This is a genomic window from Rhodococcus opacus, assembly GCF_012396235.1.
GTDB lineage: Bacteria > Actinomycetota > Actinomycetes > Mycobacteriales > Mycobacteriaceae > Rhodococcus_F > Rhodococcus_F opacus.
In genome coordinates this window covers 1-24191 of sequence record NZ_JAAXPA010000043.1, presented here as the reverse complement: position 1 = coordinate 24191, position 24191 = coordinate 1, and the positions used below count along the sequence as shown (strand labels likewise).

The following is a 24191-nucleotide window of genomic DNA, read 5'->3' as shown; positions in this document are numbered from 1 at the left end:
CCTCTCGTCGGCAGGCGTCACGCCTGCGCGAACGCCTTCTCGAGTTCGGCGACGTCGAGTTTGCGCATCTTCAGCATGGCCTGCATGGCGCGCTGTGCCTTCTCGGTGTCCGGGTCGCGCATGAGTTCGTACAGCCGCTCGGGCACCACTTGCCAGGAGACGCCGAAACGGTCCTTGACCCAACCGCATTGGCTTTCCTCGCCGCCGTCGCCGGTGAGGGCGTCCCAGTACCGGTCCACTTCCTCCTGATCCTTGCACAGGATCTCGAAAGAGATGGCCTCGTCGAACGTGAACTGCGGCCCCCCGTTGAGCGCGATGAACGGCTGCCCGTTGATCTCGAAGGACACCGTCAACACCGCCCCCTCCGGACCGGGAGTGTTCGGACCGTAGTGGGTGACCTCCGTGATCCGCGAATTCGGAAACAGGGACGTGTAGAACTTCGCGGCCTCTTCGCCTTGGGTGTCGAACCAGAGGCAGGGGGTGATGGGTTTCATGGCGCAGTTCCTCTCGCAGGTCCTCGTCGATTCATCCTCGCCGATATAGACCGCGCCGACGCCCGAAACTCATCGGACGGCTGTCAGGAGTTCAGCGCACCGTCCGGGTGGAGGAGATGGCGATCGCTCCGAACAGCCCTACCAGGGCGAATGCGTAGAAGCCCCACGGCACCGCGTAGCCGGCGCCCAGCAGAACGCCGCCGAGGATCGGACCGCAGATCGCGCCGACCCGGCCCACACCGGCCGACCAGCCGAGTGCGGTGGCGCGGATCTGCGGCGGGTGGTTGGCGCTCGTGAACGCGTAGACGAGAACCTGTGCGCTGAACACGAAGCAGCCGGCGAGGAACACCAGGGCGTAGATGCCGAACGACACCTTGACGCTGAGCAGGGCGAGGAACACCGCGGCGCCCGCGAACCAGATGATGGCCGCCGTGCGAGGGCCGATCTTGTTGGCGACGCCGCCCGCGATCAGCAGTCCGACCACCGCGCCTGCGTTGAGGATCAGCAGGAACGTCAGCGACGCGCCGAGGTTGTAGCCCGCCTCACGCATGATCGTCGGCAGCCACGTGTTGAGGCCGTAGACGAGCAGCAGTCCCATGAACGAGGTGACCCAGATGGCGATGCTGTTACGCAGGAACGGACGCGAGAACAGGGCGCGCACCGGGTTCGCCGAGGCCGCGACGGGAGCGTCGGCTGCGGGTGCCGCCTCCAATTCCAGGCCGTACTGCTTCGCGACGGCCTCGGCCTCGGCGCGCTTGCCGTGCGCCAGCAGGTACGAGGGGGATTCGGGGAGATACCGCAGCATCAGCGGAATCAGGACCACGGCGGGCAGGGCGCCGACGACGAACATCGAACGCCAGCCGAACGGTTCGATCAGCACGATCGCCAGCGCAGCGGTCGCGACAGCACCCACGTGATACCCGGTCATCAGCAGCGTCGACGCGGAGCCGCCGCCCTGCCTCTTCGAGAACTCGTTGACCAGGGCCAGCGCAGTCGGCAGTGCGCCGCCGAGTCCGACCCCAGCCAGGAAGCGGAACAGTCCGAAGAAGAACGGGTTTGGCGCGACCGCGCAGAGGAGCGTGAGAACGGAGAACGCCGCAACGGCATACAGGAGGGCCCGCCGGCGTCCGATGACGTCGGTGAGCGTACCGATGACCAGTGCGCCGATGGTCATGCCGACCAGGCCGAATGTCGAGATGAACGTGATCGTTCCGGTGGTCAGACCCCAGTCCTCGTAGTCGAGGAGTGAAGGGATGACGGCGCCGAGGACCACCAGGTCGAAGCCGTCGAGCAGCACGGCTACCCAGCAGAGGGGCGCGACCCAGAGGGCGGTGGAGGCGCGGGCGGCGCTTCGTTGGGAAGTGGTCATGATGTCCTCGACATTCGGCGGGTTCGCGATACGAACACCGGTTCTATGAGCGCACTCATTGTGTGGCGCGCCATAGTTGCCTGTCAAACATCGGCTACTCCACACCCCGGCGGTCCGCCGATCCTGGGCGCTCGCCCAATGTCACCCGGTGCCGTCCGACTGGACCGATGCGGCATTCGGCCCCGCTCGGGTTGGTCAAGAACTGGTAAACCCGGTGTGGATAATCGATCGGGTACCGAGTCGATGAGCCAGGACGGATTGTGAGACCCAACCCCCAGGTGGCTGCGAGCCGTCCGAGCCACGCCGCGGCGCGGCCGTCGGCCGCGGGCGGTTACCGGTACGACCTCGACGGTCTGCGCGGAATCGCGATCGCGCTGGTCGTGGTCTATCACGTGTGGTTCGGGCGGGTGTCCGGCGGCGTCGACATCTTCCTGGTCCTCTCCGGGTTCTTCTTCACGGGCATGCTCGTGCGACGCGCCGGGGCGGACTCGGGTCCGTCGATACCCGCCGTCCTGCGGCGCACCGCCCGCCGGCTGCTGCCCGCGCTCGTGGTGGTGTCGGCCGCGACCGCGGTCGTGACCGTGATCCAGCGGCCGTTTACGCAGTGGTCGGGAATCGCGGACCAACTCCTCGCGTCACTGCTGTACGTGCAGAACTGGCAGCTGGCCCGGACGGCATCCGACTACGCCGCCGCCGACGCGTCGGTCAGTCCGCTCCAGCACCTGTGGTCGATGTCCGTGCAGGGTCAGTTCTATCTGCTCGCCCTCGCGGTGGTGGCCGGGATCGCGTGGACGTGCCGTCGTCGCGGCCGACCGGACCTTCTCCGGCCCGTGCTCGGCGGTGTCCTCGTTCTCGGGTCGGTGGCGTCGTTCGCCTACGCGGCCGTGCTGTCGCAGGACCGGCAGTCGTGGGCGTACTTCGACACGTTCGCGCGACTGTGGGAGCTGCTCGCGGGGGCGCTGCTCGCGCTCGTCGTGCACCGGGTCGCGCTGCCCCGGCGGTCGCGGACCGTCCTCGCGATGTCGGGGTTCGCCGTGGTCCTCGGGTGCGGGTTCCTCGTCGACGGCGCCGCCCTGTTCCCCGGCCCGGCCGCCCTGATCCCGGTCGGCGCGGCGGTGGCGCTGATCCTCGCGGGCGCAGGCGAGTCCGAGCAGCCGGGGATCGTGACGATGATGGCGTCGCGGCCGTTCGTCGAACTCGGTGGCCTGGCGTATTCGCTGTACCTGTGGCACTGGCCGATCCTCATCTTCTACCTCACGTGGCGGGAGCGGCCCGCAGTCGGAGCGCTCGGCGGACTCGCGGTGATCCTCGTGTCGCTGATGCTGGCGTGGCTCACCCAGCGGCTGGTCGAAGCGCGGTTCAAGACCGGGTCGGCCCGTCCGAGGCGAGCGCTGACCGCGCTGGTCGTGATCCTCGGCGTCGCCGTGGTGGGGACCGCGTGCGGCTGGCACGTGTATCTGGTCCGCAACCCCGAGACGACCGCCCGGGTCGGTGAGCTGGACCCGTGGCTGTACCCGGGCGCGGCGTCGTTGACCGACGGCGCGTTCGCGCCGCGCACGGACATGCGACCCACCCTGCTCGAAGCGTCGGGAGATCTTCCGCAGCCGACCCTCGACGGCTGCATCTCCGATCTGAGCACCCGCGACGTCGTCACCTGTGTGTACGGCGACCTCACCGCCGACCGGACGATCGCCGTGGTGGGCAGTTCCCACGCCGAGCATTGGGTGCCCGCGCTCGATCGCATCGGGCAACAGCGCGGCATCCGGGTCGAGACGTACCTCAAGATGGGGTGCCCGCTGACCGTCGCGGACGTTCCGCTGCTCGCCGGCGAGCCGTATCCCGACTGCGGCGACTGGTCCCGCGACGTCCTCGACCGTCTCCGTGATCACCGACCGGACTGGGTGTTCTCGACGTCCTCGCGTCCCAACGAGGAGGGCGCCGGCGACGTCACCCCCGACGACTACGTGGGCCTCTGGGCGCGGCTCGCGGATTTCGGGCTCCCGTTCCTCGGCATCCGCGACACGCCGTGGTTGCACAACGACGGCGTCCCGTATTCGGTCGTCGACTGCCTCGCCGACGGCGGCGACGCCGACAGTTGCGGAATGCCCCGGGACGACGTGCTGGCCCCGGACAACCCGACGCTCGAGGCGGCCCGCGCCCTGCCGTCGGTGCATCCGCTCGACCTCACGGACGCCGTGTGTGACGTGGCGATCTGCCGTGCGGTGCAGGGCAACATCCTCGTGTACCACGATTCGCATCACCTCTCGGCGACGTACGTCCGGAGCCTCGTCCCCGAACTCGACCGTCAGATCGGCATGGCCACCCGCTGGTGGTGACCGGGATACTGGCGGCATGTCCGAAGACGACCGCAGCATGCTGGGACGCGCCTTCCTGGTGCTGGGTTCGTTCACCTCGGAGCGCCCTCGCCTGTCGCAGTCGGAGCTGAGCCGGCGCACCGGGCTGCCGCTGCCGACGGTGCACCGGCTGTGCCGCCAACTGGTCGGCAACGGCGCCCTCGAACGCGTCGACGACGGGCACTACGAGATCGGGGTGCGGCTGTGGGAGTTGGGTGCGCTCGCGCCCCGCGCCCACGGATTGCGGCAGGTGGCGTTGCCGTATCTCGAGGACCTGTACGAGGCGACGCGGGAGAACGTCCAGCTCGTGGTCCGGGAAGATCTCGAGGCGCTCTACATCGAACGGCTGTCGGCGCGCGGCGCCGTGACCGTCGTCGGGAGAGCCGGTGGCCGGTTGCCGCTGCACGCGTCGAGCGGCGGTCTCGTGCTGCTGGCATTCGGCGGCACGGACCTCCTCGACGAGGTTCTCGCTGCGGGGCTCGAACGCTTCACGCCGTCGACCATCACCACCGAACATCGCCTGCGCAGCACCCTCGACGACATCCGCAGGACCGGCTGGGTCACGTGCCGCGAACACCTCAACGTCGGAACGCTGGCCGTGGCCGCGCCGGTGTCGCGATCGACGGGTGAGGTGGTGGCAGCGGTGTCCGTCGTGGTTCCGGCGGAGAAGGATCCCGCGCCCCTGATTCCGGCGGTGCGGGCGGCGGCGCGCGGCATTTCCCGCGGCGTCGCGTAGCTCGTCTTTCACTCAGTGAAAGAGGGGGTGTTGCGATCACACGGCGTGCAGCACAGTGACTGGTGTCACGAACTACGCGAGGAGTCTGCTCATGAACACACAGGTCGGGATCGTCGGCGGGGGTCCCGCAGGACTGATGCTGTCCCATCTCCTGCACCTGAAGGGCATCGATTCCGTCGTGCTCGAAAGCCGCACCCGCGAGGAGGTGGAGGGAACGATCCGGGCCGGTGTGCTCGAACAGAACACCGTCGACCTGATGGTCGACACCGGACTCGGCGACCGCGTCAAGCGTGAAGGGCTCACCCACCACGGCATCGAACTGCGGTTCGGCGGCCGCGGCCACCGCATCGACTTCGACGAACTGACGAACGGCCGCGCCGTCACCGTCTACCCACAGCACGAGGTCCTCAAGGACCTCATCGCCCGGCGTCTCGAAGACGACGGCGACATCCGCTTCGGCGTCTCCGACGTGCAGGTTCATGACCACACGTCCGACAACCCGAAGATCACCTACCTCGACGCCGACGGCAACGAGCAGACGCTCACCTGCGCGCTCGTCGCCGGCTGCGACGGCTCGCGGACCTCGACTCGCGGTCTCATCCCCGGGACCACCGTGCGCACCGACCACTTCCGCCAGTACCCGTTCGCCTGGTTCGGCATCCTCGCCGAGGCCCCGCCGTCGTCCGAGGAACTGATTTACGCCAACCACCCCCGCGGCTTCGCGCTCATCAGCACCCGCACCCCGGAGGTCCAGCGGCACTACCTGCAGGTCGACCCGGACGACTCCGTCGACAACTGGTCCGACGACCGCATCTGGTCGGAACTGCACGCCCGCGTCGACGGCGAAGGCGCGGAGATCAAGGACGGCAAGATCTTCCAGAAGTCGATCCTGCAGTTCCGCAGCTTCGTGTGCGAACCCATGCAGCACGGCAACCTCTTCCTCGCCGGCGACGCCGCCCACACCGTGCCCCCCACCGGCGCCAAGGGCATGAACCTGGCGATCGCCGACGTGTACTTCCTCTCCAAGGCGATGGCCGAATACTTCGCCACCCGCAATCGGGCCGGGCTCGAGGGCTACACCGACAGCGTCCTCCCGCGCGTGTGGCGGACCCAGCACTTCTCCTGGTGGATGTCCTCGATGCTGCACCGACTCCCCGACGAGACCGGATTCGGACACAAGCGGCAGGTCGCCGAACTGGACATGGTCACCCGGTCCGTCGCCGGACGCACCCTCATCGCCGAGAACTATGTCGGCACTCCGCTGGGCTGACGCCCCCGTGAGTACTTGTTAACGTCGGGCGGTTAATAAGTACTCACGGGTGGCGGAGCCGCAACGAACGGGGCGAAGAGCCGGGCGGTGTTCGCCGACGCCGCCGCGGTGTCCTCGGGTGGGTTGGCGATGAAACTCAGGGCGAGCCGGACGATGGCGTGCGCGATGACGTCCGCGTCGTCCGGGGAGGAGTTCACCCACGACCGTTGCAGCGTCTGTGCGAGCCGTTCGGCCGCGGGTCGGATGATGATGTTGCTGTCCGTCGTGATCAGGCGCAGCAGATCTTCCGGTGCCTTCCCCTGGTGCAGAGACATCACCAGGGGATCGGCTCCGCTGAGTTCGAAGAACGTCGCATACCCGTGCCGCAGCGCAGTCGTCGCGTCGCCGGGGTTCTCGTACAGAGCGGATTCGATGACGGTGACGAGGTTGTCGGTCAGCCGTAGTGCGTACCCCTCCGCCAGGCCGCGCCGCGATCGGAACTCTTTGTAGATCGTCTGCCTGCTCAGGCCCGCGGCGACCGCGACGTCGGTCATCGTGATTGTCGGCCACGGACGTTCGAGCAGCAGCTCCCGAAGCGCATCGAGGGTGGTCTCCCGCATCAGCGACGTTGCGGCCAGCCGGTATCGACTCTGTCGCTCGGTGCGGTCGTCTGCGGACATGACCTCGATGCTAGCGGGCGGCCGCGACCCGACCTTCCCGCTCGTCGGCGAGCACGTCGGTCAGAGCAACCGACTCGTCCGCCAACGCGGCGCGGTCGACGGTGCCGCCCCGGGCGATCATCGTGCGCACGGTGCGGAGGTCCTTCGGGCGGCCCACGGCGATGACCCCGACCGGCGTGTCCTCACGCACCGCGACCGCTGTGAAATCGCGATCGTCGATCGAACCGCGGATCACGTAGTCGTCGTCGAAACGGGTCGCGCCGGCGAACTGCACGTTGTGGCCGTACTGCGTGGACCACCCCCACGGAACGTCGGTGAACGGCGCGGGCTTTCCAAGGATGGAGTGCGCGGCGGCAATCCCCTGGGCCTGAGCTCCATTCCAATGTTCGGAACGGTAACGCTCCGAGTCACGTACACCGGGGATGTTGGCCGCGTCGCCGGCCGCGTAGACACCGTCGGCCGACGTGCGAAACTGCCCATCGACGGTGATGCCGTTGTGGACGCGCAGTCCCGCCGCGACCGCGAGCGTCACCTCGGGGACGGTGCCGACCGACACGAGGACGGTGCCGGCACTCCAGCTGCGACCGTCGTCCGCGGTGGCGCGGGCGGAGCCGTCGTCGCTCACGTCGAGCGACGACAGTGCGACATCCGTGCAGACGTCGACGTCGTTCTCGGAGTGCAGCGAAGCGATCATCGTCGAGATGTCCGGGGGCACAATTCGACTGAGGAGCGACCGGTCGCGTTCGAGGACGGTGACCTCCGCGCCGAGCGACCGCGCCGTGGCCGCGACCTCACATCCGATGAGACCCCCGCCGATCACGAGCAGGGACCCGGTGCGTCGAATCGACTCGCGAAGGGAATCGGCGTCGGCCATCGACCGCAGAGTGAAGAAGTGCGCACCGGAGACACCCTCGAGTTTTCGGGCCCGGCCGCCGGTCGCGAGCAGCAGAGCACTGAATGACAGGGTCTCTCCGGAGGAGAGCGTCACCAACTTCCGCCTGGTGTCGAGTTCGACTGCCGTTGCACCGGTGATCAATTCGATATCTCTTTCCTTCCAGAAAGAGCCCGGCTTCAGTGCGGTCTTCTCCGCCGCCGTGGCACCCGACAGGAAGTCTTTCGACACCGTCGGACGCCGATAGGGCGGTGCGGGTTCGTCTCCGATCAGGACGACGCGTCCGCTGAAGCCTTCCGACCGGAGCGTCTGCGCGGCGCTCGCCCCCGCGATACCGGACCCGACGATGACCACCGTCGACAGTTCCGTGGAGTGATTCGACATTGCGCTCACGCCCGGCTGACCTCGACCATGTCGAAGTCCGCCTTGGCGGCCCCGCAGTCGGGGCACGACCAGTCCTCGGGAATGTCGTCCCACCTGGTGCCGGGCTCGATGCCGTCCTCCGGCCAGCCCTCGGCCTCGTCGTACTCGAATCCGCATTGGACGCAGCGGTAAAGCTTGAAATCGGTGCTCATGTCACGCCACCCTCGGGTCGAAATCGATCTTCTCGCGGACCCCGCAGTCGGGGCAGCACCAGTCGTCGGGCACGTCGGCCCACGCGGTGCCGGCGGGGAATCCCTCACGCGGTGCGCCGGACGCCTCGTCGTAGACGTAGTCGCAGACCGGGCACTGGTAGGCGGCCATCACCGAACTCCGCCGCTGTACTTGGCCAGCACCTTCTCACGCTTGCCGGGTTGGATGTTCACACGGGTGATGTCACCGTCGTAGTGGTCGAGCACGCGGTGATCCATCACCTTGCGCCAGAGCGGCGGGAAGTACGCGAGCGTGATCATGCTGGCGTAGCCACTGGGCAGGTTGGGGGCGCCGTCCATGCTCCGGAGCGTCTGGTAGCGCCTGGTCGGGTTCGCGTGATGGTCGCTGTGGCGCTGCAGGTGGTACAGGAAGATGTTGGTGACGATGTGGTCGGAGTTCCAGCTGTGTGCGGGAGCGCAGCGCTCGTAGCGGCCGCTGGCGGTCTTCTGACGCATCAAGCCGTAGTGCTCGAGGTAGTTGACCGTCTCGAGGAGAGAGAATCCGTAGACGGCCTGAATGATCAGGAACGGGATGACGACCGGACCGAATATGGCGATGAGCGCACCGAACAGCACCACCGACATGAGCCAGGCATTGAGCACGTCGTTGTGAATGCTCCAGGTGCTCTTGCCGAGTCGCTGCATCCGCGTCTTCTCGAGCTCCCAGGACGACTTCAGGCTTCCCCAGACACTGCGGGGCAGGAACGTCCAGAAGCTTTCTCCGAAACGTGAACTCGCCGGGTCCTCCGGCGTGGCGACTCGGACGTGGTGGCCCCGGTTGTGCTCGATGTAGAAGTGGCCGTAGAAGGTCTGCGCGAGAGTGATCTTGGCCAGCCACCGTTCGAGTTCGGTCTTCTTGTGACCCATCTCGTGTGCGGTGTTGATGCCGATGCCGCCCATGACGGCGACGGTGAACGCGACGCCGACCTTCGACACCAGCCCGAGGCCGCCGTCGATGCCGAGCCAGGAGAGATTGTCCGCCGACCAGAGGTAACACGCGAACACCAGGCTCGCCATCTGGAATGGGATGAACACGTACGTGCAGTACCGGTAGTACCTGTCGTTCTCGAGCTGTTCCATCACTTCCTCGGGAGGGTTCTGGCCGTCGGGCCCGAAGAACCGGTCGAGGAGGGGGAGCAGTCCGAACAACAGCAGGGCGCCGATCCACCACCACACCGGTGCTGCCGCCGACCATCCCAATTGGTTGAAAGCCCACACGAGCCCCGCAGCGAGGAACAGTGAGGTCGGGGGAATCAATCCCATCAGCCACAGGTAGCGCTTGCGGTCACGCCACGCTTCCGGTGGTGCCTCTCCTGCCATCCTGCTGATATTCGACGTCGTCACGATCCGAACCTCCTCGTCCAGTGGCCGTACCGGTATGAACCAGCTCACTCTCGTTTGGACAGTACACGGACTTCGATCCAGCGTCTAGACAAAATTGAAGATTTGTAAATCCGACAAGATGCAGTGCTCTAACGCCGGGGTCTTCGCTGCCGATAGAGAGGTCGACACCGTTGCACCGTGCTGAGGAGGCCCTCGATGTTCCGAGACCCCGGACTTCCCGACTGGCTCGAATTCGTCCTGGGCCTGCTCGGGTACCGCTGGTAGCTCCGCCCGTGAGTACTTATCAACCACCGGTGGTTGACAAGTACTCACGGGCGAAGCATTTCACCGCCTTCCGCGGTCCCACACGCGCTGCGTCTGCTCGGCGATGTCAGGGTGGTGGGTCTGCTGGAAGTTGCGTCCACCGCGGGCGAAGGTGTGCACGGTCGCGGGCGGTACGTCGAGCTCGGCGACGGGTGCGTCGAGCCACTCGCAGTCTCGGAGGTGCACCAGATCCACAGCCGCGGCCTCCGGACTCGAGTCGTAGCGCCACGGACCGTCGATCCGGCCGAGGAGGTAGAGCCCGTCGGCGTCACGCGACCAGACGAACGATCCGTCCAGCACCTGCGTGAAGCGTTCGAGCCGGCGCGCGGCCGGATCACCGTAAGTGCGCTCGGTCGCGTCGAGCGCCTCACTCAGATCGACGGGAGGTGGGGCCAGCAACCCGCCGATTCCACACACGTCCATCGCGAGCGCGCGTTGCACCGCGAGCCCTGGGATCACGTCGTCGCGACGGGAACGCATCGGTGCGCGGTAGACGTCGGCGGGTGTCATACGTATGGATTCTCCCTGACGCCGAACCGCGACAGCACTCTTCGGCAATCGTCCACCCGGGTAAACTAGAACCTGTTACATTCGCGGGAGGGGTGCTACTTCTGGAACTCGGAGAGAACTCATGACATACCGCGTCGTCGAATGGTCCACCGGTACGGTCGGGCGTCACGCCATCGCAGGGATCGACGCCCGCGACGACCTCGAACTGGTCGGCGTGTGGGTGTCCAACCCGGAGAAGGTCGGGAAGGACGCCGGGGAGCTGGCGGGCCTCGGCCGAGAACTCGGCGTGGCGGCGACCGACGACAAGGCGGCACTTCTCGCTCTGAAGCCGGATTGCATCGTGCACACGGCGATGACGGACGACCGCATCTTCGACGCCATCGAGGACCTGATCTCGTTCCTCGAGGCCGGCATCAACGTCGTGTCCTCGGGACCCGTTCTGTTGCAGTATCCGATCGGTGTGGTCCCGGACGAACTCGTCGATCGCATCCGGCGCGCCGGCGAGCAGGGCGACGCGAGTCTCCACGTGAACGGTATCGACCCCGGGTTCGCGAACGACGTTCTGCCGCTGGCCATGACGAGCCTGTCGCAGCGGATCGACGAGGTGCGGTGCTCCGAGATCGCCGACTACTCCACCTATTACCAGCCGGTGGTGATGAGCGAGATCTTCGGTTTCGGCAAACCCGTCGAGGAGACGCCGATGCTGTTCCAGCCGGGCGTGCTGTCGCTGGCGTGGGGGAGCGTCGTGCGTCAGATCGCCGCGGGACTGGACCTCACGCTTGACGAGCCGCTGGTCGAGAAGTTCGAACGCATCCCCGCCGAGCAGGATCTGGACATTCTGTCGTGCCACATCGCGAAGGGAACGGTGGCGGCGGTGCGATTCGAAGTCGTCGGCACGGTCGCCGGGGTGCCGCGCGTGGTCCTCGAGCACGTCACCCGCACCCACCCCGAACAGAAACCGGACTGGCCGAAACCGACCCGCGGCGACGGGTGCTACCGCATCGACATCACGGGCGAGCCGATGATGACCGTCGAGTTCAACCACCACGGCGAAAACGGCGACCACAACGTGTCGGGGATGATCGTCACCGCGATGCGGCTGGTGAATTCGGTGCACGCGGTGGTCGAGGCGAAGCCCGGGCTGGTGACCGCACTCGATCTGCCTCTCGTCACCGGCCGCGGATTGTGCGCTTCGCGCTTGTGAGTACTTGTTAACCGCCCGTGGTTAATAAGTACTCACAGGCCGAAGGCATTGAGCGCATTTCGGAGACCGTCGGGGCGCTCCGCGAGGGGAACGGGTTCGACGAGTGCGAACGCGCAGCCCACCTTGCGTGCGGCGCCGTCGGCTTCCTCGCTGTCGCCGATCATGAGAGTGCGTTCGGGCTCGGAGCCGAGCGCGGTAAGGGCGTGCTCGAAGATCTTCGGGTCCGGTTTGATCGCACCCACCTCGAACGACAGCACGAACGCGTCGACGAGATGCTCGACTCCCAGATCCGCGAACGCGGGCCGGATGTCGAACGCGATGTTGCTCAGCACCGCGACCTTGACAGCACGGTCCTTCAGTGACGCAAGCACTTCCGCGGTGTCGGGATATGCGCTCCAGCATCCCGGGTCGATCACCCGCTCGTACAGCCCGACCGCCTGGTCCTCGTGCGCGACCCCGGACTTGCGCAAGACGTCGAGGTACGCCTGCCGGTGGAACCGAGGGTCGAGGTCGCGGTTGGTCCACGCGTGGTGCTCGGCCGCGTCCATCTCGACGGTCTGACCGACCGGCGCCGTCATGCGCCGCATCAACTCGGCCTGCTGGTGGAGGTCGAACGGTTCACCGTCGTGGTCGGTGAGGTCGGCCATCCAGCTGTCGTCCTCCTCCAGCCGGAACAGCGTGCCGGAGAAGTCGAAGATCACTGCGTCGAATTCGGTGAGATCGGAAGCCACGTTTTCCAGGCTAACGCGCGGTGCGCTCGACTTCAGGGTGAAGCCGGACGGGGTCAGTCGACTTCGAGTTCACCCATCAGCGACCACTCGGTGCCGTCGATCGTGGTGTTGATGATCCGCGGTGTCTGTGCGAGGGCGGGTTTCAACTCGCGCATGGCGTTTTGGAAATGCTCGCTCTGCACGTGGGCGACGGCGGCGTCGTCGTCACGGAACGCCTCGACGAGGACGTACAAGTTCGGATCCTTCACCGCCCGCGACCAGTAGAACCACAGGTTGCCCGGTTCGTTCCGGGTCGCGTCGGTGAACGGCTGCACCAGGTCGAGCCAGCCGTCCGCGTGGTCCGGTTTCACGGTGAAGTTGACGACGATGAAAATCACGGCTGCCTCACTTCTCGAGTCGACGATTCGAATCCTACGCGCGCGATGTCGTCGGATCCCCGACCGAGCGGCGTAGCCGGGTGAGGATGCGCGTGAAACTGTCGGGGTCGTCCAGGGCACGCGCGAGGACGAGCGCGCCCTGGATTCCCGCGACGACCTCCTCGGCGAGCGGCCGCGACTGCCTGCCGTGGCCGGCGTCGGCGAGGGCGCCGGCGAGCGAATCGACCCAGTCGGTGAAGTAGGCACGCACCCGGTCCGCGAAGCGGTCACGTTCGAGGCCGAGCGCGAACGCCCCGAACAGGCAGATTCGGCGTCCCGACCGGAAGTACGTCTCGACCTCCTCGAACATCCGCTCCAGACGGGCAGTGGCGGGCTCGGACCCGCGCAGCGGCAGGTACACGGCGGTCTGGAACCAGGCGTCGACCTCGTCGAGGACGGCCTCGGCCATCTCGTCCTTGCCGCGCGGGAAGAAGTTGTACAGGCTGCCTTTGCCGAGTCCGGTGTGCTCGGTGATGACGGCCAGGCTCGCGCCGTCGAACCCGTGGGATCGGAACACCTCCGCCAGCACGGGGACGACGCCGCCGCGCTCGGCTACTGCTCGGGGCATGACTACTCCTCGTGTGCCGGTCAGAGGCCGAGATCGCTCAGCCCGGGATGATCCGACGGTCGCACGCCGGACATATCCCAGAAGAACTTGCGGTCGGATTCGTCGATCGGCACGTCGTTGATGCTGGCGTGACGCCACCGCATCAGACCGTTGTCGTCGAACTGCCAGTTCTCGTTGCCGTACGCGCGGAACCACTGCCCGTCGGTGTTGTGAAACTCGTACGCGAACCGGACCGCGATCCGGTTCCCGTCGTGCGCCCACAGTTCCTTGATCAGACGGTATTCCAGTTCGCGGTCCCACTTCCCGGCGAGGAAGTCGACGATCTCGCGGCGCCCCTGCAGAAAGGTGGACCGATTGCGCCACCAACTGTCCTCGGTGTAAGCCTGCGCGACCTTCTCGGGATCACGGGAATTCCAGCCGTCCTCGGCGGCGCGGACCTTCGCGATCGCGGTGTCGAGTGTGAACGGGGGTACGGGTGGGCGAACGGACATGGTGAGCGCTCCTCCGGGAGGTGTTGTACCTATCAGTACAGACTGTACCAATTGGTACAGTGCGCTGTCCAGGGTTGCGGCGGACACACGGCACGGGCGATGCCCCCGCCGTCACGGCGAGGGCATCGGCCGAGCGTGAAACCTAGTGTGTTTCGGCGAGTTCCGCGCCGATACCGGTCTCGGCGCGGACCAGCATCTCGGCGAACTTCTCGTCTCGATCCGCCGAACGTCCGTGAAGGCGTTCGCCGGCGAGGGAGCCGATCACGGCGGCGGCCAGCCCGAGCGGCATCGTGATGATCACCGGCAACTGAATGGTCAGCGGCGCCGGACCACTACCCAGCCAGAGCGCCTCCGTGAACATCAGGCTGACCACGGTGGATGCCAATCCCACCGAGATGCCCCACACGGCGCCTGTGCTGTTGAACCGCCGCCAGTTGAGACTGAGCAGCAGGCTGGGCAGGTGCGCACTGCCTGCGACCATGAAGGCCATACCCATGAAGTAGGTGATGTTGGTGGTGTCGCCGATCGCCATCGTCAGTCCGATCGCGACGACGCTGAACGCGACCGCCGCGTACCGGGCGACCTTCGCCTCGCGGGCATCCGCCGTCTCCGTGCCGGCATCGGCGGACTTCCGGCGGGTGAGGGTGGGCCACACGTCGTGGGCGAACGTTCCCGCAGCCGAGATCACGACGCCCGCGACGACGGCGACGATGCTCGCGAACGCGACGGCTGCCACCATGGCCAGCGCGATCGAACCACCGATGGTGCCGACGCCTCCGCCGAGTTCCGTAACCAGCGTGGGTGCCGCGAGATTGCCGCCGGCGCCGACCCGATCCGCCCCGTCGGGACCGAGAAGCGCGGCGGTGCCGAAGCCCATCACGATGACGATCAGGTAGAAGATGCTGCACAGCGCGACGGTCCAGCCGAGCGACTTCCGTGCCGTCGCGGCCTCGGGGACGGTGAAGAAGCGAATCAGGATGTGCGCCATGCCGGCCGTGCCGAGCGCGAACGCCAGGGAGTACGAGATCAGGTTGATCGCACCGGTCTGCCCGAAGATCAGGCCCGGCGAGAGGATGGCATCTCCGGCCGCGGCGTTCGAGGTTGCCGCCCCGAGCATGCCGGGGACGCTGAAGCCGAACTTCGCGAGGATCCCGAGGCACACCACGATCGCCAGGATCGACAGGATGGACGACTTGATCACTTGAACCCACGTGGTCGCCAGCATTCCGCCGACGAAGACGTAGATGCCCATGAGTGATCCGGCGACCACGACGGACAGGCCGAACGGGATCCCCGAGACGGACTCGAGCAGTACGCCGGCCGCCACGAGTTGGGCGAGCAGCACGAACGTGCCGGTGACGATGGTGCTGAGTGCAACCACCACCCGGACGCGACGTGCGCCGGTCCGGAACACCAGAACATCGGCGAGCGTGAACTTTCCGACGTTCCGCATCTTCTCGGCGAGGAGGAAGAGGACGGGGAGGAAGGAGACCACCGACGTGCACAGGATAACGGCGCCGTCGACGCCCTTGTAGAAGATCAAGCCCGTGGTGCCCAGGAAACTGCCCGCGGAGATGAATTCGCCGGCGATCGCGAAACCGTTCTGCCAGCCGGTGATCGAGCGTCCCGCAGCGAAGAATCCGGTGGCGCTACGGCTTCGGCGCGATGCGGCGAACGTCACCCACAGCGTGAGCGAGATGACGGCGGCACAGATGCCGATGGCGAGGAAATCGGCGTCGCCGGTCATGAGGCACGCTCCTGATCACGTTGCGCGATGGCCCGGACGGCGGCATCGGCGGCGGGTTGGATGAAGGTACGGGAGAGGCGGAAGTACGCGTACACGAGCACCCAGGTGCCGGCGAACTGGGAGAACACCACCCACAGAGACAGTGGAATGCCGAATGCCGTGTTGTCGCCGAGGGATTCGGGGAAGAAGGCGAATCCGACGAGAAACCCCGAGAACAGTGCGATCGCGATCAGGCCGAGTCCGGTGGTGACGGCCCGGCGTCGTCGCCGCAGTTCGACGAACTCCGGCAATGCGAGGATCGGTGACCAGACGGCTGCGCTCGCCGCGGTGGCGGGGGACTCGGTGGTCACGCGTTCACCGCCGCACGTCGCGCCGAGTCGAGCGCGAACTGGTTCTCGTCCCAGCCCTCCGTGAGCGGACCGAAGTAGTGGAAGCGCACCTGCTTGACGCGGTACAGCCAGCGGCCGTCGACTTTGACGGCCTCGTCCGTGTAGCGGCCGGCGGCGATCGAGGCGTTGCCGTCGGACACGCAGGGCTGCCACAGGAACGAGCGGACGGTGGCGCGATCGCCGTCGAGGTCGATCTCCAGGTTGGTGATGAAGTGCCAGAACGCGGTGAGCCCGCCGGGTGCGAGGCCGGCGAAGAACGCTCGCATCTCGCTCTTGCCCTTCGGGTTGGACAGCCCGTCGAATTCGCCGTCGTCGGTGAACAGATCCATCAGGGCGTCCCAGTTGCCGTCGTCGAGATGGCGGCAGTACTGCGCGTCGAGGTACCGGATGGCCTCCAGGTCTTCGAGGCGGCGGATTCGTTCTTCGAGGGTGCTCAAGGTGGCATACCTCCACGGTGTGAGGAGCGGAATGCGCGAACCGGTAATTAACAATCGTTCACGTGATCTGGACCATAACGGACGCGCTACCGTCGGTCAACACCGTGCGCCGCTCGCCCTGTCCGCCGTGCGTGATGCGTGGTGAGCTGCATTTTCTTCAGGTTGTATTGCCCGCGCCTCGCGTGGCACCTACCCTCCGAGGGATGAACACTCGGTCAAGCGGTGCAGTGATTCCCTCCGTCCGGCAGCGGATCCTGGACGCGGCGCTGGAGGAGTTCTATACCGCCGGCTTTCACGCGGCGACCATGCGCACCATCGCCAAACGTGCTGGCTGCAGCGCCGCCAACGTGTACAACCACTTCGAGAACAAGGACGAGCTCCTGGTCGAGATTCTGCGGTCGGCCAGTGATGAGCAGTTCACCGCCACCCGGACCGCACTGCGGAGGGCAGGGTCCGCACCGGCGGAGCAGTGGACGGCTGCGGTGGTCGCGCATTCGCTGTACACCGCCCGCAACCAGCAAGCCTGCCTGGTGGCGAACACCGAACTGCGGTACCTCGACGAGGTGGACCGCAAACGGGTCGTGGGCTCGCGCGACGCGCAGGAGCATTTGTTCGTCACCATCGCGGAGGCGGGGGTGGCCGGCGGCGACTTCGACGTCCCCCATGTTCACCAGGCGGTGACCGCGGTGCTCACCATGTGCGCGGGAATCGCGCTCTGGTACCGCCCGGACGGACCGTTGTCCGCGCAGGCGGTCGCGGACTCGTACGGCGTCTATGCGCTCAACCTGGTCGGATACCGTCCCGCCTGAATCGGGGAGATTCGGCATTGACGGTGCGTTCCCGTCCGTGCTGTACTGGGTGAACAAGCGTTAATGTGATCCGAGTGTGGAACCGCGAGTTCTCCCGAGTCACGCGCCCCGTAGTTCGAGTGGATGAGGAGTGTCCATGACTCACCGGCCGTCACAGCCGCGTACCGACTCACCGCGGTATCTGACCGAGGACCGGGTGGCGATCCGCGACCTGGCACGCGATTTCGCGATGAAGCAGGTGCTCCCGGTCGCGAACGAACTCGACCCGGTGCAGGGCACCATCCCGGACACGTTGAAGAAGGCGATGGCCGAGGTCGGGTTCTTCGGGATCATGATCCCCGAGGAGCACGGCGGTCTCGGTCTCGGGGTGTTCGAGTACTGCCTGGTCGCGGAGGAGTTGTCCCGGGCGTGGATGAGCGTGTCGGGGCTGCTGGCCCGCGGTAACGGGATGGGCGGTGGATTCACCCCGGAGCAGGAGGCGGCGCTGCTGCCGAAGGTCGCCCGCGGTGAGTACCTCGGCGCGTACGCCCTGTCGGAGGCCGAGGCCGGATCAGATGTGGCGAACATTTCGTGCCGCGCGACCCGCGACGGCCACGATTGGGTGATCAGCGGCACCAAGATGTGGTGCACGTACGCCGACGAGGCCGACTACCTGGTGCTGTTCGCGCGCACCGATCCGAACAAAGATCCGGCGAAACCGCACCGCGGGATCAGCGCGTTCCTGATCGAGAAGCAGCGCGGCGGGTTCCCCGAAGGGATCAGCGGGACGAAGATCCGCAAGATCGGATATTTCGGGTGGAGCACGTGGGAGCTCTCGTTCGACAATTTCCGGGTGCCCGCCACGTCCATGCTCGGTGAGGAGGGCAAGGGCTTCTACTTGGCGGTGTCCGGTCTCGAGGTGGGGCGGGCGCATACCGCGGCCCGCGCGATCGGTCTGGCGCGGGGCGCGTTGGAGGATTCGATCGCGTATCTGCACACCCGCAGGCAGTTCGGGCACGAGTTGGCCGATTTTCAGCATCTGCGGTTCAAGGTCGCGACGATGGCCGCCGACATCGAGGCCGCCCGGCAATTGATGTACTCGGTGGCCACCGATATCGACACCGGCCGGCGGTGTTCGCTGGAGGCGTCGATGTGCAAGTTGGTGGCGACGGAGATGGCCGAGCGGGTCACGAGTGAGGCGGTGCAGATTCACGGCGGCGCCGGGTACACCACCGACTTCCAGGTCGAACGGCATTGGCGCGATGCGCGGTTGACGAAGATCTTCGAGGGCACCAGCGAGATCCAGATGCGGATCATCTCCGACGAACTCCTGGGAAGGGCGGGCGAATGAGCACACTCACCACGAGCATCGCCGTCGGCGATCGCACTGTGAGCGACGCCCGGCGCGTCTCCGAACTCGGACTGTCGCTGCCGGAGGCGTCGTTGACGGGAATCGTCGTGGCGGGAGTACTCGCTCCGGCGACGACGTCCGGTGCCACACGCACCGGACTGCAATGGAATTCGCAGTACGCGGTGGCGGGCGACGACGTCGTCCACGTCGAGTCCGTCGTCACGCGCGTCGAACAGTCCGAGACCGGAGCCGAGTTCGATCGCCACGTGCGGCTCGTCGACGAGGCCGGGTCGATTCGCGAGGAGGGAATCGAGACGTGGCGTTCGCCCGAACCGTCCGACGTCCGTTTCGATCCCGGTGTCGACTTCTGCACACCGGCCTGGGGAGAGCGTCTCCGCGAATCCCTCTCCACCGATACAGCCTTCGCGTCCTCACTGTCGACGTGGGACGGCACCGTGGGTCTGCGTTGCACCGACTCCTCGGGCCGGGCCCGCGAACTGCAGCTGCGGATCTACCGCGGAACGATCATCGACGTCGCCCGCCGCGTCCCGGGTGGGGCCACGTTCACGCTCATCGCCCCGGCCGTCACCTGGGTCGACCTCGTGTTCGCCGAACGGAACGATTTCATGCGCCGCGCCATCAGTGGCGAATTCTCCTCCAGCGGTGACGGGTACGAGTACCTGCGCCTGACCAAACCACTCGACATCATCATCGCCCATGCCCGCAGCGCCGCACGTGAGTGGCAAAGCGTGTCGGGGCACTCTTTGCCACTCACGTGCGGAAGGGAGGCCCGGCCATGATCGAGGCCCGATACCTGGAGATCGACGGAGCGCTCGGCTTCGTCGAGATCATCACCCCCGACAATCAGCCGGACACCGAGGCGCCCACAGTTCTGTGCCTGCACACCGCAGGCCAGAGCGGAGTCCAGTGGCGGCGCGTCGCGTCCGAACTGGCAAGCCGGGGCTACCGGGTGATCGTCCCCGACCTTCCGGGGCACGGACGTTCCGAGCCCGCGGTCGACGGTCCCGTCACCAGCATCGTCACGTTCGGAGACTGGCTCGGGAAGGTCCTCGACGCACTCGCCGTCGAACGGCCCTTCGTCGTCGGGTGTTCCATCGGTGGCAAGCTGACACTCGAGCTCGCCACGCGGTCGTCGAGGCCGCTGGCCGGAGCGATTGCGATGGCAGCGGAGGCCGGTCCCGGCCGCGTCAACGTGGGTGGGCTGCGCCGCGAACTCGAGGATGTCGCCGGGCCCAGCCGCGCCGACCGCACCTACCTGGGCACGCTCGCCTCCGTCGGACATACCGTGCCCGAGGCGAAGGCGCACCTGATCGCCACGATGCACAAGCGTGAGGACCCGGAGATCTCGTCCTCCGACCTGATCGGCTGGGGCACGCACGACGTGCGCGACCGGATCGCCGAGATCACCTGTCCTCTCAGACTCGTCGCCGGAGCGCAGGATCCGTGGATCGACGCCGGACGCGTCGAGCAAACCGTGTCGGCACTCGACGCCGCCCGTCCCGGACTTGCGTCGTTCACTCTGCTCGAGGGCATCGGCCACTACCCCATGGAGGAGATCGACGATTTCGCCTCGATGGCGGACGAGTGGTTGACCGATCTGCGTGCGGCGGTGGTGCTCTCGTGACGGCGCACGACACGGCGACGCGTCGTGACACACTCGCCTCGCTGCTCGACGAACTCGTGACCGCCGACCCGGGTGCCGCTGCCGCCCTCGACGTCGTCGACGGCGAGCCGATCGTCACCAGCCGCAGCGAACTCCGAGCCCGCGTCGACGGCCTGAAGTCGGAACTCCTGCGCGTCGGCGTCCGGCGCGGCCAGTGTGTGGCCGTCCTGCTGCCGAACTGGTCGGACGCGATCGTCTGGCAACTCGCCGCGTCCGCCGTGGGTGCACACGTCATCGGCGTCAACACCCGGTACAACACCCACGAGATCGCACACATTCTCACCTCGGCGCGCCCCGCGGTGGTCGCCGTGGCCGATCACTTCCACGGTCTCGACCTGTTCGGACGACTCGGAGAGGCACAGCACTCCCTCGACCTCCCGGCGCCGGCAGTCGCCGTCGTGCGCGGTCCCGGAACGACGGGCGACGCCCCCGACCCGGCGCGATTCGACCTCGGCGGTGGCGCCTGGACAGCGGGCAGCGCGGACACCGGCACCGTCCAGGTGCCGGTGACACCCGACATGGCGACCATCACCGCTGCGGGTGAGCGGGCTGCCCCGGACGACGTGCTCGCGGTCGCGTTCACGACATCCGGATCCACCGGTGTTCCCAAACTCGCAGCCCATCGCGAATCGGCGGTGGTCCGGCACGCGCGAGCCGACGCCGTCGTCCTTGCCGTCGAACCGGGAGACGTCACCCTGTGCGTGCTGCCGGTGTCGGGGGTGTTCGGATACAGCACTGCCCTGGCCACTCTCGCAGGCGGCGGTACGCTGCTGATGGAGCCCGTCTTCGACGCCGCGGTCACGCTGGCCCGGATGGAGTCGCTGAAGGTCACGCACGTCGTCGGCGGCGACGATCTCTTCACCCGGCTCCACGACACGTGGCACGCGGGTAACCGTGCCGACCTGTCGTCGTTGAAGCGCCTCGGCATCGCCGACTTCCTCGGCCGCTCGCACGAGGTGGCCGCGTGGGTGCGTGACGAGTTCGGTGCCGTCACCACGGGCGTCTTCGGGTCGTCCGAGGTGTTCGCCCTGATGCTGCTGTGGGATGCCGCGGACCCGGAATCCCTGCGCTGGAACGGCGGTGGGCGCCCGGTCGAATCCGGCATCGAGGTTCGCATCGTCGATCCGCTCGACGACTCGGTCCTTCCGGACGGTGAGCAGGGTGAGCTTCAGGTGCGCGGACCGAACGTCGTCGACGCCTACCTCGGCAATCCGGATGCGGCCGCACGGGCGTTCACGAGGGACGGGTGGTTCCGCAGCGGCGACCTTGCCGTCGCGACCGGCGACGGAGGCTATACGTATGTATGCCGAATGGGGGACGTGCTCCGGCTACGCGGGTTCCTGGTGGACCCCGCCGAGATCGAGCACCGGCTGGCGGAACACGACGCCGTCCACCTGACGAAGGTCGTGGGCATCACCGGCACCGGCGGATACACCGAGGCCGTGGCGTTCGTCGTTCCCACCGAAGACACGTCGGCCGGCGCCGCCGAGCTCAGGGCCTGGTGCGCAGAGTCGCTGGCGGCGTTCAAGGTTCCCGCCGCGGTGCACGTGATCGAGGAAATGCCGACCACCGTGGGCGGCAACGGAGCCAAGATCCGAGCGGTCGAACTGCGTGAATGGGCGCAGCGCTGGACCGATCACGAAAGGGATTTCCGCAGTGCCTGAAAGTACGAATGCCCAGGCGGACGACGTCGTCGTCTGCGAGCCCCTGCGCACCCCCGTCGGCCGATACGGCGGGCAGTTCAAGGACGCGCCCGCCGCCGACCTCGGCGCTCGGGTGGTGTCCGAACTGCTCACGCGGACGAAGGTGGATCCGGGCCGCGTCGACGACGTGATCTTCGGTCAGTGCTACCCAAACGGTGAGGCGCCTGCCATCGGCCGCGTCGTGGCCCTGGACGCGGGAATGCCGGTGACGGTTCCCGGTCAGCAACTCGACCGTCGTTGCGGATCCGGTCTGCAGGCCGTGCTCGACGCGGCGATGCGGGTGCAGACGGGGATCGCCGAGCTGGTGATCGCCGGCGGCGTGGAATCGATGAGCCGCGCCGAGTACTACACGGAGTCGATGCGCTGGGGAGCCAAAGGTGCGCCGGCAGCGCTCCTCGACAGGCTCGCCCGCGGTCGTGTCACCGCAGGCGGACGCAACTATCCGGTGCCGGGCGGCATGCTCGAGACGGCGGAGAACCTGCGCCGCAAGTACGACATCAGCCGTCGAGAGCAGGACGAGCTCGCGGTGAGTTCCCACCGGCGGGCGGTCGCCGCGATCGACTCGGGAAAGTTTGCCGAGGAGATCGTGCCGGTGGAAGTTCCCGTCCGGAAGGGCGATCCGCAGGTCGTCGATCGGGACGAGCACCCCCGTGCCGACACGACAATCGAGTCGCTCGCTCGGTTGCGGCCCATCATGGGCGCCACCGACCCCGACGCGACCGTCACCGCCGGCAACGCCAGCGGGCAGAACGACGGTGCGGCAGCATGCCTCGTCACCACCCGGGCGGAGGCGGAGCGTCTGGGGCTCCGGCCCCTCGCACGCCTGGTCACCTGGGCGGTCGCGGGGGTGGAGCCGTCCGAGATGGGCATCGGACCGGTGCCGTCCACCGAACGGGCCCTGAAACGCGCCGGGCTGACCCTCGCCGACATCGACCTCATCGAACTGAACGAGGCCTTTGCCGCACAGGCGCTGGCTGTCACGCGCGAATGGAACTTCGGTGCACAGGATTTCGACCGCACCAATGTCAACGGCTCGGGAATCTCGCTCGGGCACCCCGTCGGCGCGACGGGAGTGCGGATCCTCACCACACTGCTGCGCGAGATGGACCGTCGCGGAGTCCGTTACGGCCTGGAGACTATGTGCATCGGCGGTGGCCAGGGGCTGACCGCCATCTTCGAAAGGGTCTGACAGCTCAGCTGTCGAGAGCCCGAATCCAGTCGGTGAGCGCCCGCACAACCTGTGCGGGCGCTTCCGGCATCAGCGCATGGCTCGCGTTCGGCACGACGGTCACGGTAACCAATTCGCCGAACCGATCCCGCAATTCGTTCTCCGTCTCACGCGGGCGGAACGGATCGAGAGCGGACTGCAGATCCAGGATCGGCTGGTGCGCGACATCCCACCACTCCTCCTTGGGTGTGGCGGACGAGGCGGCGAGCTGCCGCTTCGACACCTCCGGATACCAACCGGTGAGCCACTCCCTCGGATCGTTGCCGGGGGCGAAGAATCCGATCTGCAGGTAGCCGATCCGCTCTTCGTCGGGCAGTGAGGAATCGGAGCATTTGACCGCCAGCGCCGTCAGTGCGGCCGGGTAGTTGCGGGCGCCCGCCGCAGCCACGACGACGCCGCGCACCAGGTCGGGCCGGTCGGCGGCGAGCATCCGGGCGACGTAGTGCCCGAAGGCATGACCGAGAACGACGGCCGCACCGTTGTCCTGCGCCTCGATCACCGCTCCGATGTCGGCGGCCAGGTCGCGCAACGTGATGTTCTCCAATGGTCCCGTGCTCCGGCCGATGCCACGCGGCTGGGGTCGGGAGACCCGGAAGCCGTTCTGCGCGAGTCCACTCGCGACGTCGTCGTAGTCGTACGACTCGCGCCCGAGCGAAGGCAGCAGGATCACCGACGGACCGCTGCCCTCGACGACGACCTCGATCACGGCCGTCGCGGTGTGCACGAATTCCGTTGACCGCACCGGTGATGTGCTCGGCATGATGATTCCTCCACAAACGTCGATCCCCCGGGCGACACGATCTTTCGCGTCGCCCGGGGGAGGGTGGTGTCTCAGTCCGCGGCGGGATCGAGCGCGAAGTCGTAGCTGACAACCTTACGCCCGGCGTCGTC

Annotated in this window: 26 protein-coding genes; 10 read left to right on the top strand and 16 right to left on the bottom strand. The window is 67.2% G+C overall.

Going from position 1 to position 24191, the window contains the following annotated elements; translation table 11 throughout:
* Positions 1–17: 17 nt before the first annotated feature.
* Positions 18–494: a VOC family protein gene (locus tag HGB39_RS35430; RefSeq protein ID WP_005566320.1), complete on the bottom strand. Its 477-nt coding sequence runs from the start codon at positions 492–494 to the stop codon at positions 18–20.
* Between the two features lie 91 nt (positions 495–585).
* Positions 586–1863: an MFS transporter gene (locus tag HGB39_RS35425; RefSeq protein WP_005566319.1), complete on the bottom strand. Its 1278-nt coding sequence runs from the start codon at positions 1861–1863 to the stop codon at positions 586–588.
* Between the two features lie 260 nt (positions 1864–2123).
* Here HGB39_RS35425 and HGB39_RS35420 point away from each other — a divergent pair, with 260 nt between their 5' ends.
* The 3 genes from HGB39_RS35420 to HGB39_RS35410 all read left to right on the top strand — a co-directional run bounded on the left by HGB39_RS35420 (position 2124) and on the right by HGB39_RS35410 (position 6223).
* Positions 2124–4199: an acyltransferase family protein gene (locus tag HGB39_RS35420; RefSeq protein ID WP_005566318.1), complete on the top strand. Its 2076-nt coding sequence runs from the start codon at positions 2124–2126 to the stop codon at positions 4197–4199.
* Positions 4200–4215: 16 nt separating this feature from the next.
* Complete coding sequence (locus HGB39_RS35415) at positions 4216–4953, top strand: IclR family transcriptional regulator (protein WP_005566317.1); 738 nt, start codon at positions 4216–4218, stop codon at positions 4951–4953.
* Positions 4954–5044: 91 nt separating this feature from the next.
* On the top strand, positions 5045–6223 hold the full coding sequence (locus tag HGB39_RS35410; protein WP_005566316.1) for a 4-hydroxybenzoate 3-monooxygenase: 1179 nt from the start codon (positions 5045–5047) through the stop codon (positions 6221–6223).
* Positions 6224–6255: 32 nt separating this feature from the next.
* Here HGB39_RS35410 and HGB39_RS35405 read toward each other — a convergent pair whose 3' ends face one another.
* The 6 genes from HGB39_RS35405 to HGB39_RS35380 form a co-directional block, all read right to left on the bottom strand.
* The gene (locus tag HGB39_RS35405) at positions 6256–6882 is read right to left on the bottom strand and encodes a TetR/AcrR family transcriptional regulator (protein ID WP_005259060.1); all 627 of its coding nucleotides are present in this window, start codon (positions 6880–6882) and stop codon (positions 6256–6258) included.
* A 10-nt stretch (positions 6883–6892) separates the two neighbouring features.
* Positions 6893–8158, bottom strand: a complete 1266-nt coding sequence (locus tag HGB39_RS35400) for an NAD(P)/FAD-dependent oxidoreductase (RefSeq protein WP_005566315.1) — start codon at positions 8156–8158, stop codon at positions 6893–6895.
* 5 nt (positions 8159–8163) lie between these two features.
* Positions 8164–8349, bottom strand: coding sequence for a rubredoxin (locus HGB39_RS35395; protein ID WP_005251084.1), 186 nt, complete (start codon positions 8347–8349; stop codon positions 8164–8166).
* Position 8350: 1 nt separating this feature from the next.
* Positions 8351–8518 carry a rubredoxin gene (locus HGB39_RS35390; protein WP_005259056.1) on the bottom strand — a complete coding sequence of 56 codons (168 nt, stop codon included), beginning with the start codon at positions 8516–8518 and terminating at the stop codon, positions 8351–8353.
* On the bottom strand, positions 8518–9750 hold the full coding sequence (locus tag HGB39_RS35385; protein ID WP_043789643.1) for an alkane 1-monooxygenase: 1233 nt from the start codon (positions 9748–9750) through the stop codon (positions 8518–8520). Before HGB39_RS35385 ends, HGB39_RS35390 begins: the two co-directional genes overlap by 1 nt.
* Before the next feature lie 324 nt (positions 9751–10074).
* A complete protein-coding gene (locus HGB39_RS35380; RefSeq protein WP_005566313.1) occupies positions 10075–10563 on the bottom strand; it encodes a hypothetical protein in 489 nt (162 codons plus the stop codon).
* 121 nt (positions 10564–10684) lie between these two features.
* Here HGB39_RS35380 and HGB39_RS35375 point away from each other — a divergent pair, with 121 nt between their 5' ends.
* A complete protein-coding gene (locus HGB39_RS35375; protein WP_005566311.1) occupies positions 10685–11767 on the top strand; it encodes an NAD(P)H-dependent amine dehydrogenase family protein in 1083 nt (360 codons plus the stop codon).
* Positions 11768–11799: 32 nt separating this feature from the next.
* On the opposite strand, the gene HGB39_RS35370 is transcribed toward HGB39_RS35375, so the two are convergent.
* The 7 genes from HGB39_RS35370 to HGB39_RS35340 form a co-directional block, all read right to left on the bottom strand.
* Complete coding sequence (locus tag HGB39_RS35370) at positions 11800–12498, bottom strand: HAD family hydrolase (protein WP_005566309.1); 699 nt, start codon at positions 12496–12498, stop codon at positions 11800–11802.
* Positions 12499–12551: 53 nt separating this feature from the next.
* Positions 12552–12875, bottom strand: coding sequence for a putative quinol monooxygenase (locus HGB39_RS35365; protein WP_064080657.1), 324 nt, complete (start codon positions 12873–12875; stop codon positions 12552–12554).
* 34 nt (positions 12876–12909) lie between these two features.
* Complete coding sequence (locus HGB39_RS35360) at positions 12910–13482, bottom strand: LmrA/YxaF family transcription factor (protein ID WP_005566307.1); 573 nt, start codon at positions 13480–13482, stop codon at positions 12910–12912.
* A gap of 20 nt (positions 13483–13502) precedes the next feature.
* Positions 13503–13973 carry a nuclear transport factor 2 family protein gene (locus tag HGB39_RS35355; protein WP_005566305.1) on the bottom strand — a complete coding sequence of 157 codons (471 nt, stop codon included), beginning with the start codon at positions 13971–13973 and terminating at the stop codon, positions 13503–13505.
* A 142-nt stretch (positions 13974–14115) separates the two neighbouring features.
* Positions 14116–15720 (bottom strand): solute symporter family protein, encoded by a 1605-nt coding sequence (locus HGB39_RS35350; protein WP_005566303.1) that lies wholly within the window; start codon positions 15718–15720, stop codon positions 14116–14118.
* Positions 15717–16070, bottom strand: coding sequence for a DUF485 domain-containing protein (locus HGB39_RS35345; RefSeq protein ID WP_005566301.1), 354 nt, complete (start codon positions 16068–16070; stop codon positions 15717–15719). Before HGB39_RS35345 ends, HGB39_RS35350 begins: the two co-directional genes overlap by 4 nt.
* Positions 16067–16546 (bottom strand): nuclear transport factor 2 family protein, encoded by a 480-nt coding sequence (locus HGB39_RS35340; protein ID WP_005259034.1) that lies wholly within the window; start codon positions 16544–16546, stop codon positions 16067–16069. Before HGB39_RS35340 ends, HGB39_RS35345 begins: the two co-directional genes overlap by 4 nt.
* 203 nt (positions 16547–16749) lie before the next feature.
* Between HGB39_RS35340 and HGB39_RS35335 the strand changes: the two genes are divergently transcribed.
* The 6 genes from HGB39_RS35335 (at position 16750) to HGB39_RS35310 (ending at position 23261) form a co-directional block, all read left to right on the top strand.
* Positions 16750–17355, top strand: a complete 606-nt coding sequence (locus HGB39_RS35335; RefSeq protein WP_050998621.1) for a TetR/AcrR family transcriptional regulator — start codon at positions 16750–16752, stop codon at positions 17353–17355.
* A gap of 136 nt (positions 17356–17491) precedes the next feature.
* Positions 17492–18685: an acyl-CoA dehydrogenase family protein gene (locus HGB39_RS35330; protein ID WP_005566299.1), complete on the top strand. Its 1194-nt coding sequence runs from the start codon at positions 17492–17494 to the stop codon at positions 18683–18685.
* Entirely contained in the window at positions 18682–19485 is an 804-nt protein-coding gene (locus HGB39_RS35325) for a hypothetical protein (protein ID WP_005566298.1), read from the top strand. Before HGB39_RS35330 ends, HGB39_RS35325 begins: the two co-directional genes overlap by 4 nt.
* Complete coding sequence (locus HGB39_RS35320) at positions 19482–20330, top strand: alpha/beta fold hydrolase (protein WP_043789624.1); 849 nt, start codon at positions 19482–19484, stop codon at positions 20328–20330. The genes HGB39_RS35325 and HGB39_RS35320 overlap by 4 nt, the downstream gene beginning before the upstream one ends.
* Positions 20327–22033, top strand: coding sequence for an AMP-binding protein (locus HGB39_RS35315; protein ID WP_043789621.1), 1707 nt, complete (start codon positions 20327–20329; stop codon positions 22031–22033). The genes HGB39_RS35320 and HGB39_RS35315 overlap by 4 nt, the downstream gene beginning before the upstream one ends.
* Positions 22026–23261 (top strand): acetyl-CoA C-acetyltransferase, encoded by a 1236-nt coding sequence (locus HGB39_RS35310; protein ID WP_005566293.1) that lies wholly within the window; start codon positions 22026–22028, stop codon positions 23259–23261. Before HGB39_RS35315 ends, HGB39_RS35310 begins: the two co-directional genes overlap by 8 nt.
* 4 nt (positions 23262–23265) lie before the next feature.
* On the opposite strand, the gene HGB39_RS35305 is transcribed toward HGB39_RS35310, so the two are convergent.
* Entirely contained in the window at positions 23266–24060 is a 795-nt protein-coding gene (locus HGB39_RS35305; protein WP_005566291.1) for an alpha/beta fold hydrolase, read from the bottom strand.
* Positions 24061–24191: the final 131 nt, after the last annotated feature.

Coding starts and splice junctions, on each gene's coding strand:
- HGB39_RS35430 (WP_005566320.1), bottom strand. CDS start 494: ATGAAACCCATCACCCCCTGCCTCTGGTTCGACACCCAAGGCGAAGAG.
- HGB39_RS35425 (WP_005566319.1), bottom strand. CDS start 1,863: ATGACCACTTCCCAACGAAGCGCCGCCCGCGCCTCCACCGCCCTCTGG.
- HGB39_RS35415 (WP_005566317.1), top strand. CDS start 4,216: ATGTCCGAAGACGACCGCAGCATGCTGGGACGCGCCTTCCTGGTGCTG.
- HGB39_RS35410 (WP_005566316.1), top strand. CDS start 5,045: ATGAACACACAGGTCGGGATCGTCGGCGGGGGTCCCGCAGGACTGATG.
- HGB39_RS35405 (WP_005259060.1), bottom strand. CDS start 6,882: ATGTCCGCAGACGACCGCACCGAGCGACAGAGTCGATACCGGCTGGCC.
- HGB39_RS35400 (WP_005566315.1), bottom strand. CDS start 8,158: ATGTCGAATCACTCCACGGAACTGTCGACGGTGGTCATCGTCGGGTCC.
- HGB39_RS35395 (WP_005251084.1), bottom strand. CDS start 8,349: ATGAGCACCGATTTCAAGCTTTACCGCTGCGTCCAATGCGGATTCGAG.
- HGB39_RS35390 (WP_005259056.1), bottom strand. CDS start 8,518: ATGGCCGCCTACCAGTGCCCGGTCTGCGACTACGTCTACGACGAGGCG.
- HGB39_RS35380 (WP_005566313.1), bottom strand. CDS start 10,563: ATGACACCCGCCGACGTCTACCGCGCACCGATGCGTTCCCGTCGCGAC.
- HGB39_RS35375 (WP_005566311.1), top strand. CDS start 10,685: ATGACATACCGCGTCGTCGAATGGTCCACCGGTACGGTCGGGCGTCAC.
- HGB39_RS35360 (WP_005566307.1), bottom strand. CDS start 13,482: ATGCCCCGAGCAGTAGCCGAGCGCGGCGGCGTCGTCCCCGTGCTGGCG.
- HGB39_RS35355 (WP_005566305.1), bottom strand. CDS start 13,973: ATGTCCGTTCGCCCACCCGTACCCCCGTTCACACTCGACACCGCGATC.
- HGB39_RS35350 (WP_005566303.1), bottom strand. CDS start 15,720: ATGACCGGCGACGCCGATTTCCTCGCCATCGGCATCTGTGCCGCCGTC.
- HGB39_RS35335 (WP_050998621.1), top strand. CDS start 16,750: ATGAACACTCGGTCAAGCGGTGCAGTGATTCCCTCCGTCCGGCAGCGG.
- HGB39_RS35330 (WP_005566299.1), top strand. CDS start 17,492: ATGACTCACCGGCCGTCACAGCCGCGTACCGACTCACCGCGGTATCTG.
- HGB39_RS35325 (WP_005566298.1), top strand. CDS start 18,682: ATGAGCACACTCACCACGAGCATCGCCGTCGGCGATCGCACTGTGAGC.
- HGB39_RS35320 (WP_043789624.1), top strand. CDS start 19,482: ATGATCGAGGCCCGATACCTGGAGATCGACGGAGCGCTCGGCTTCGTC.
- HGB39_RS35305 (WP_005566291.1), bottom strand. CDS start 24,060: ATGCCGAGCACATCACCGGTGCGGTCAACGGAATTCGTGCACACCGCG.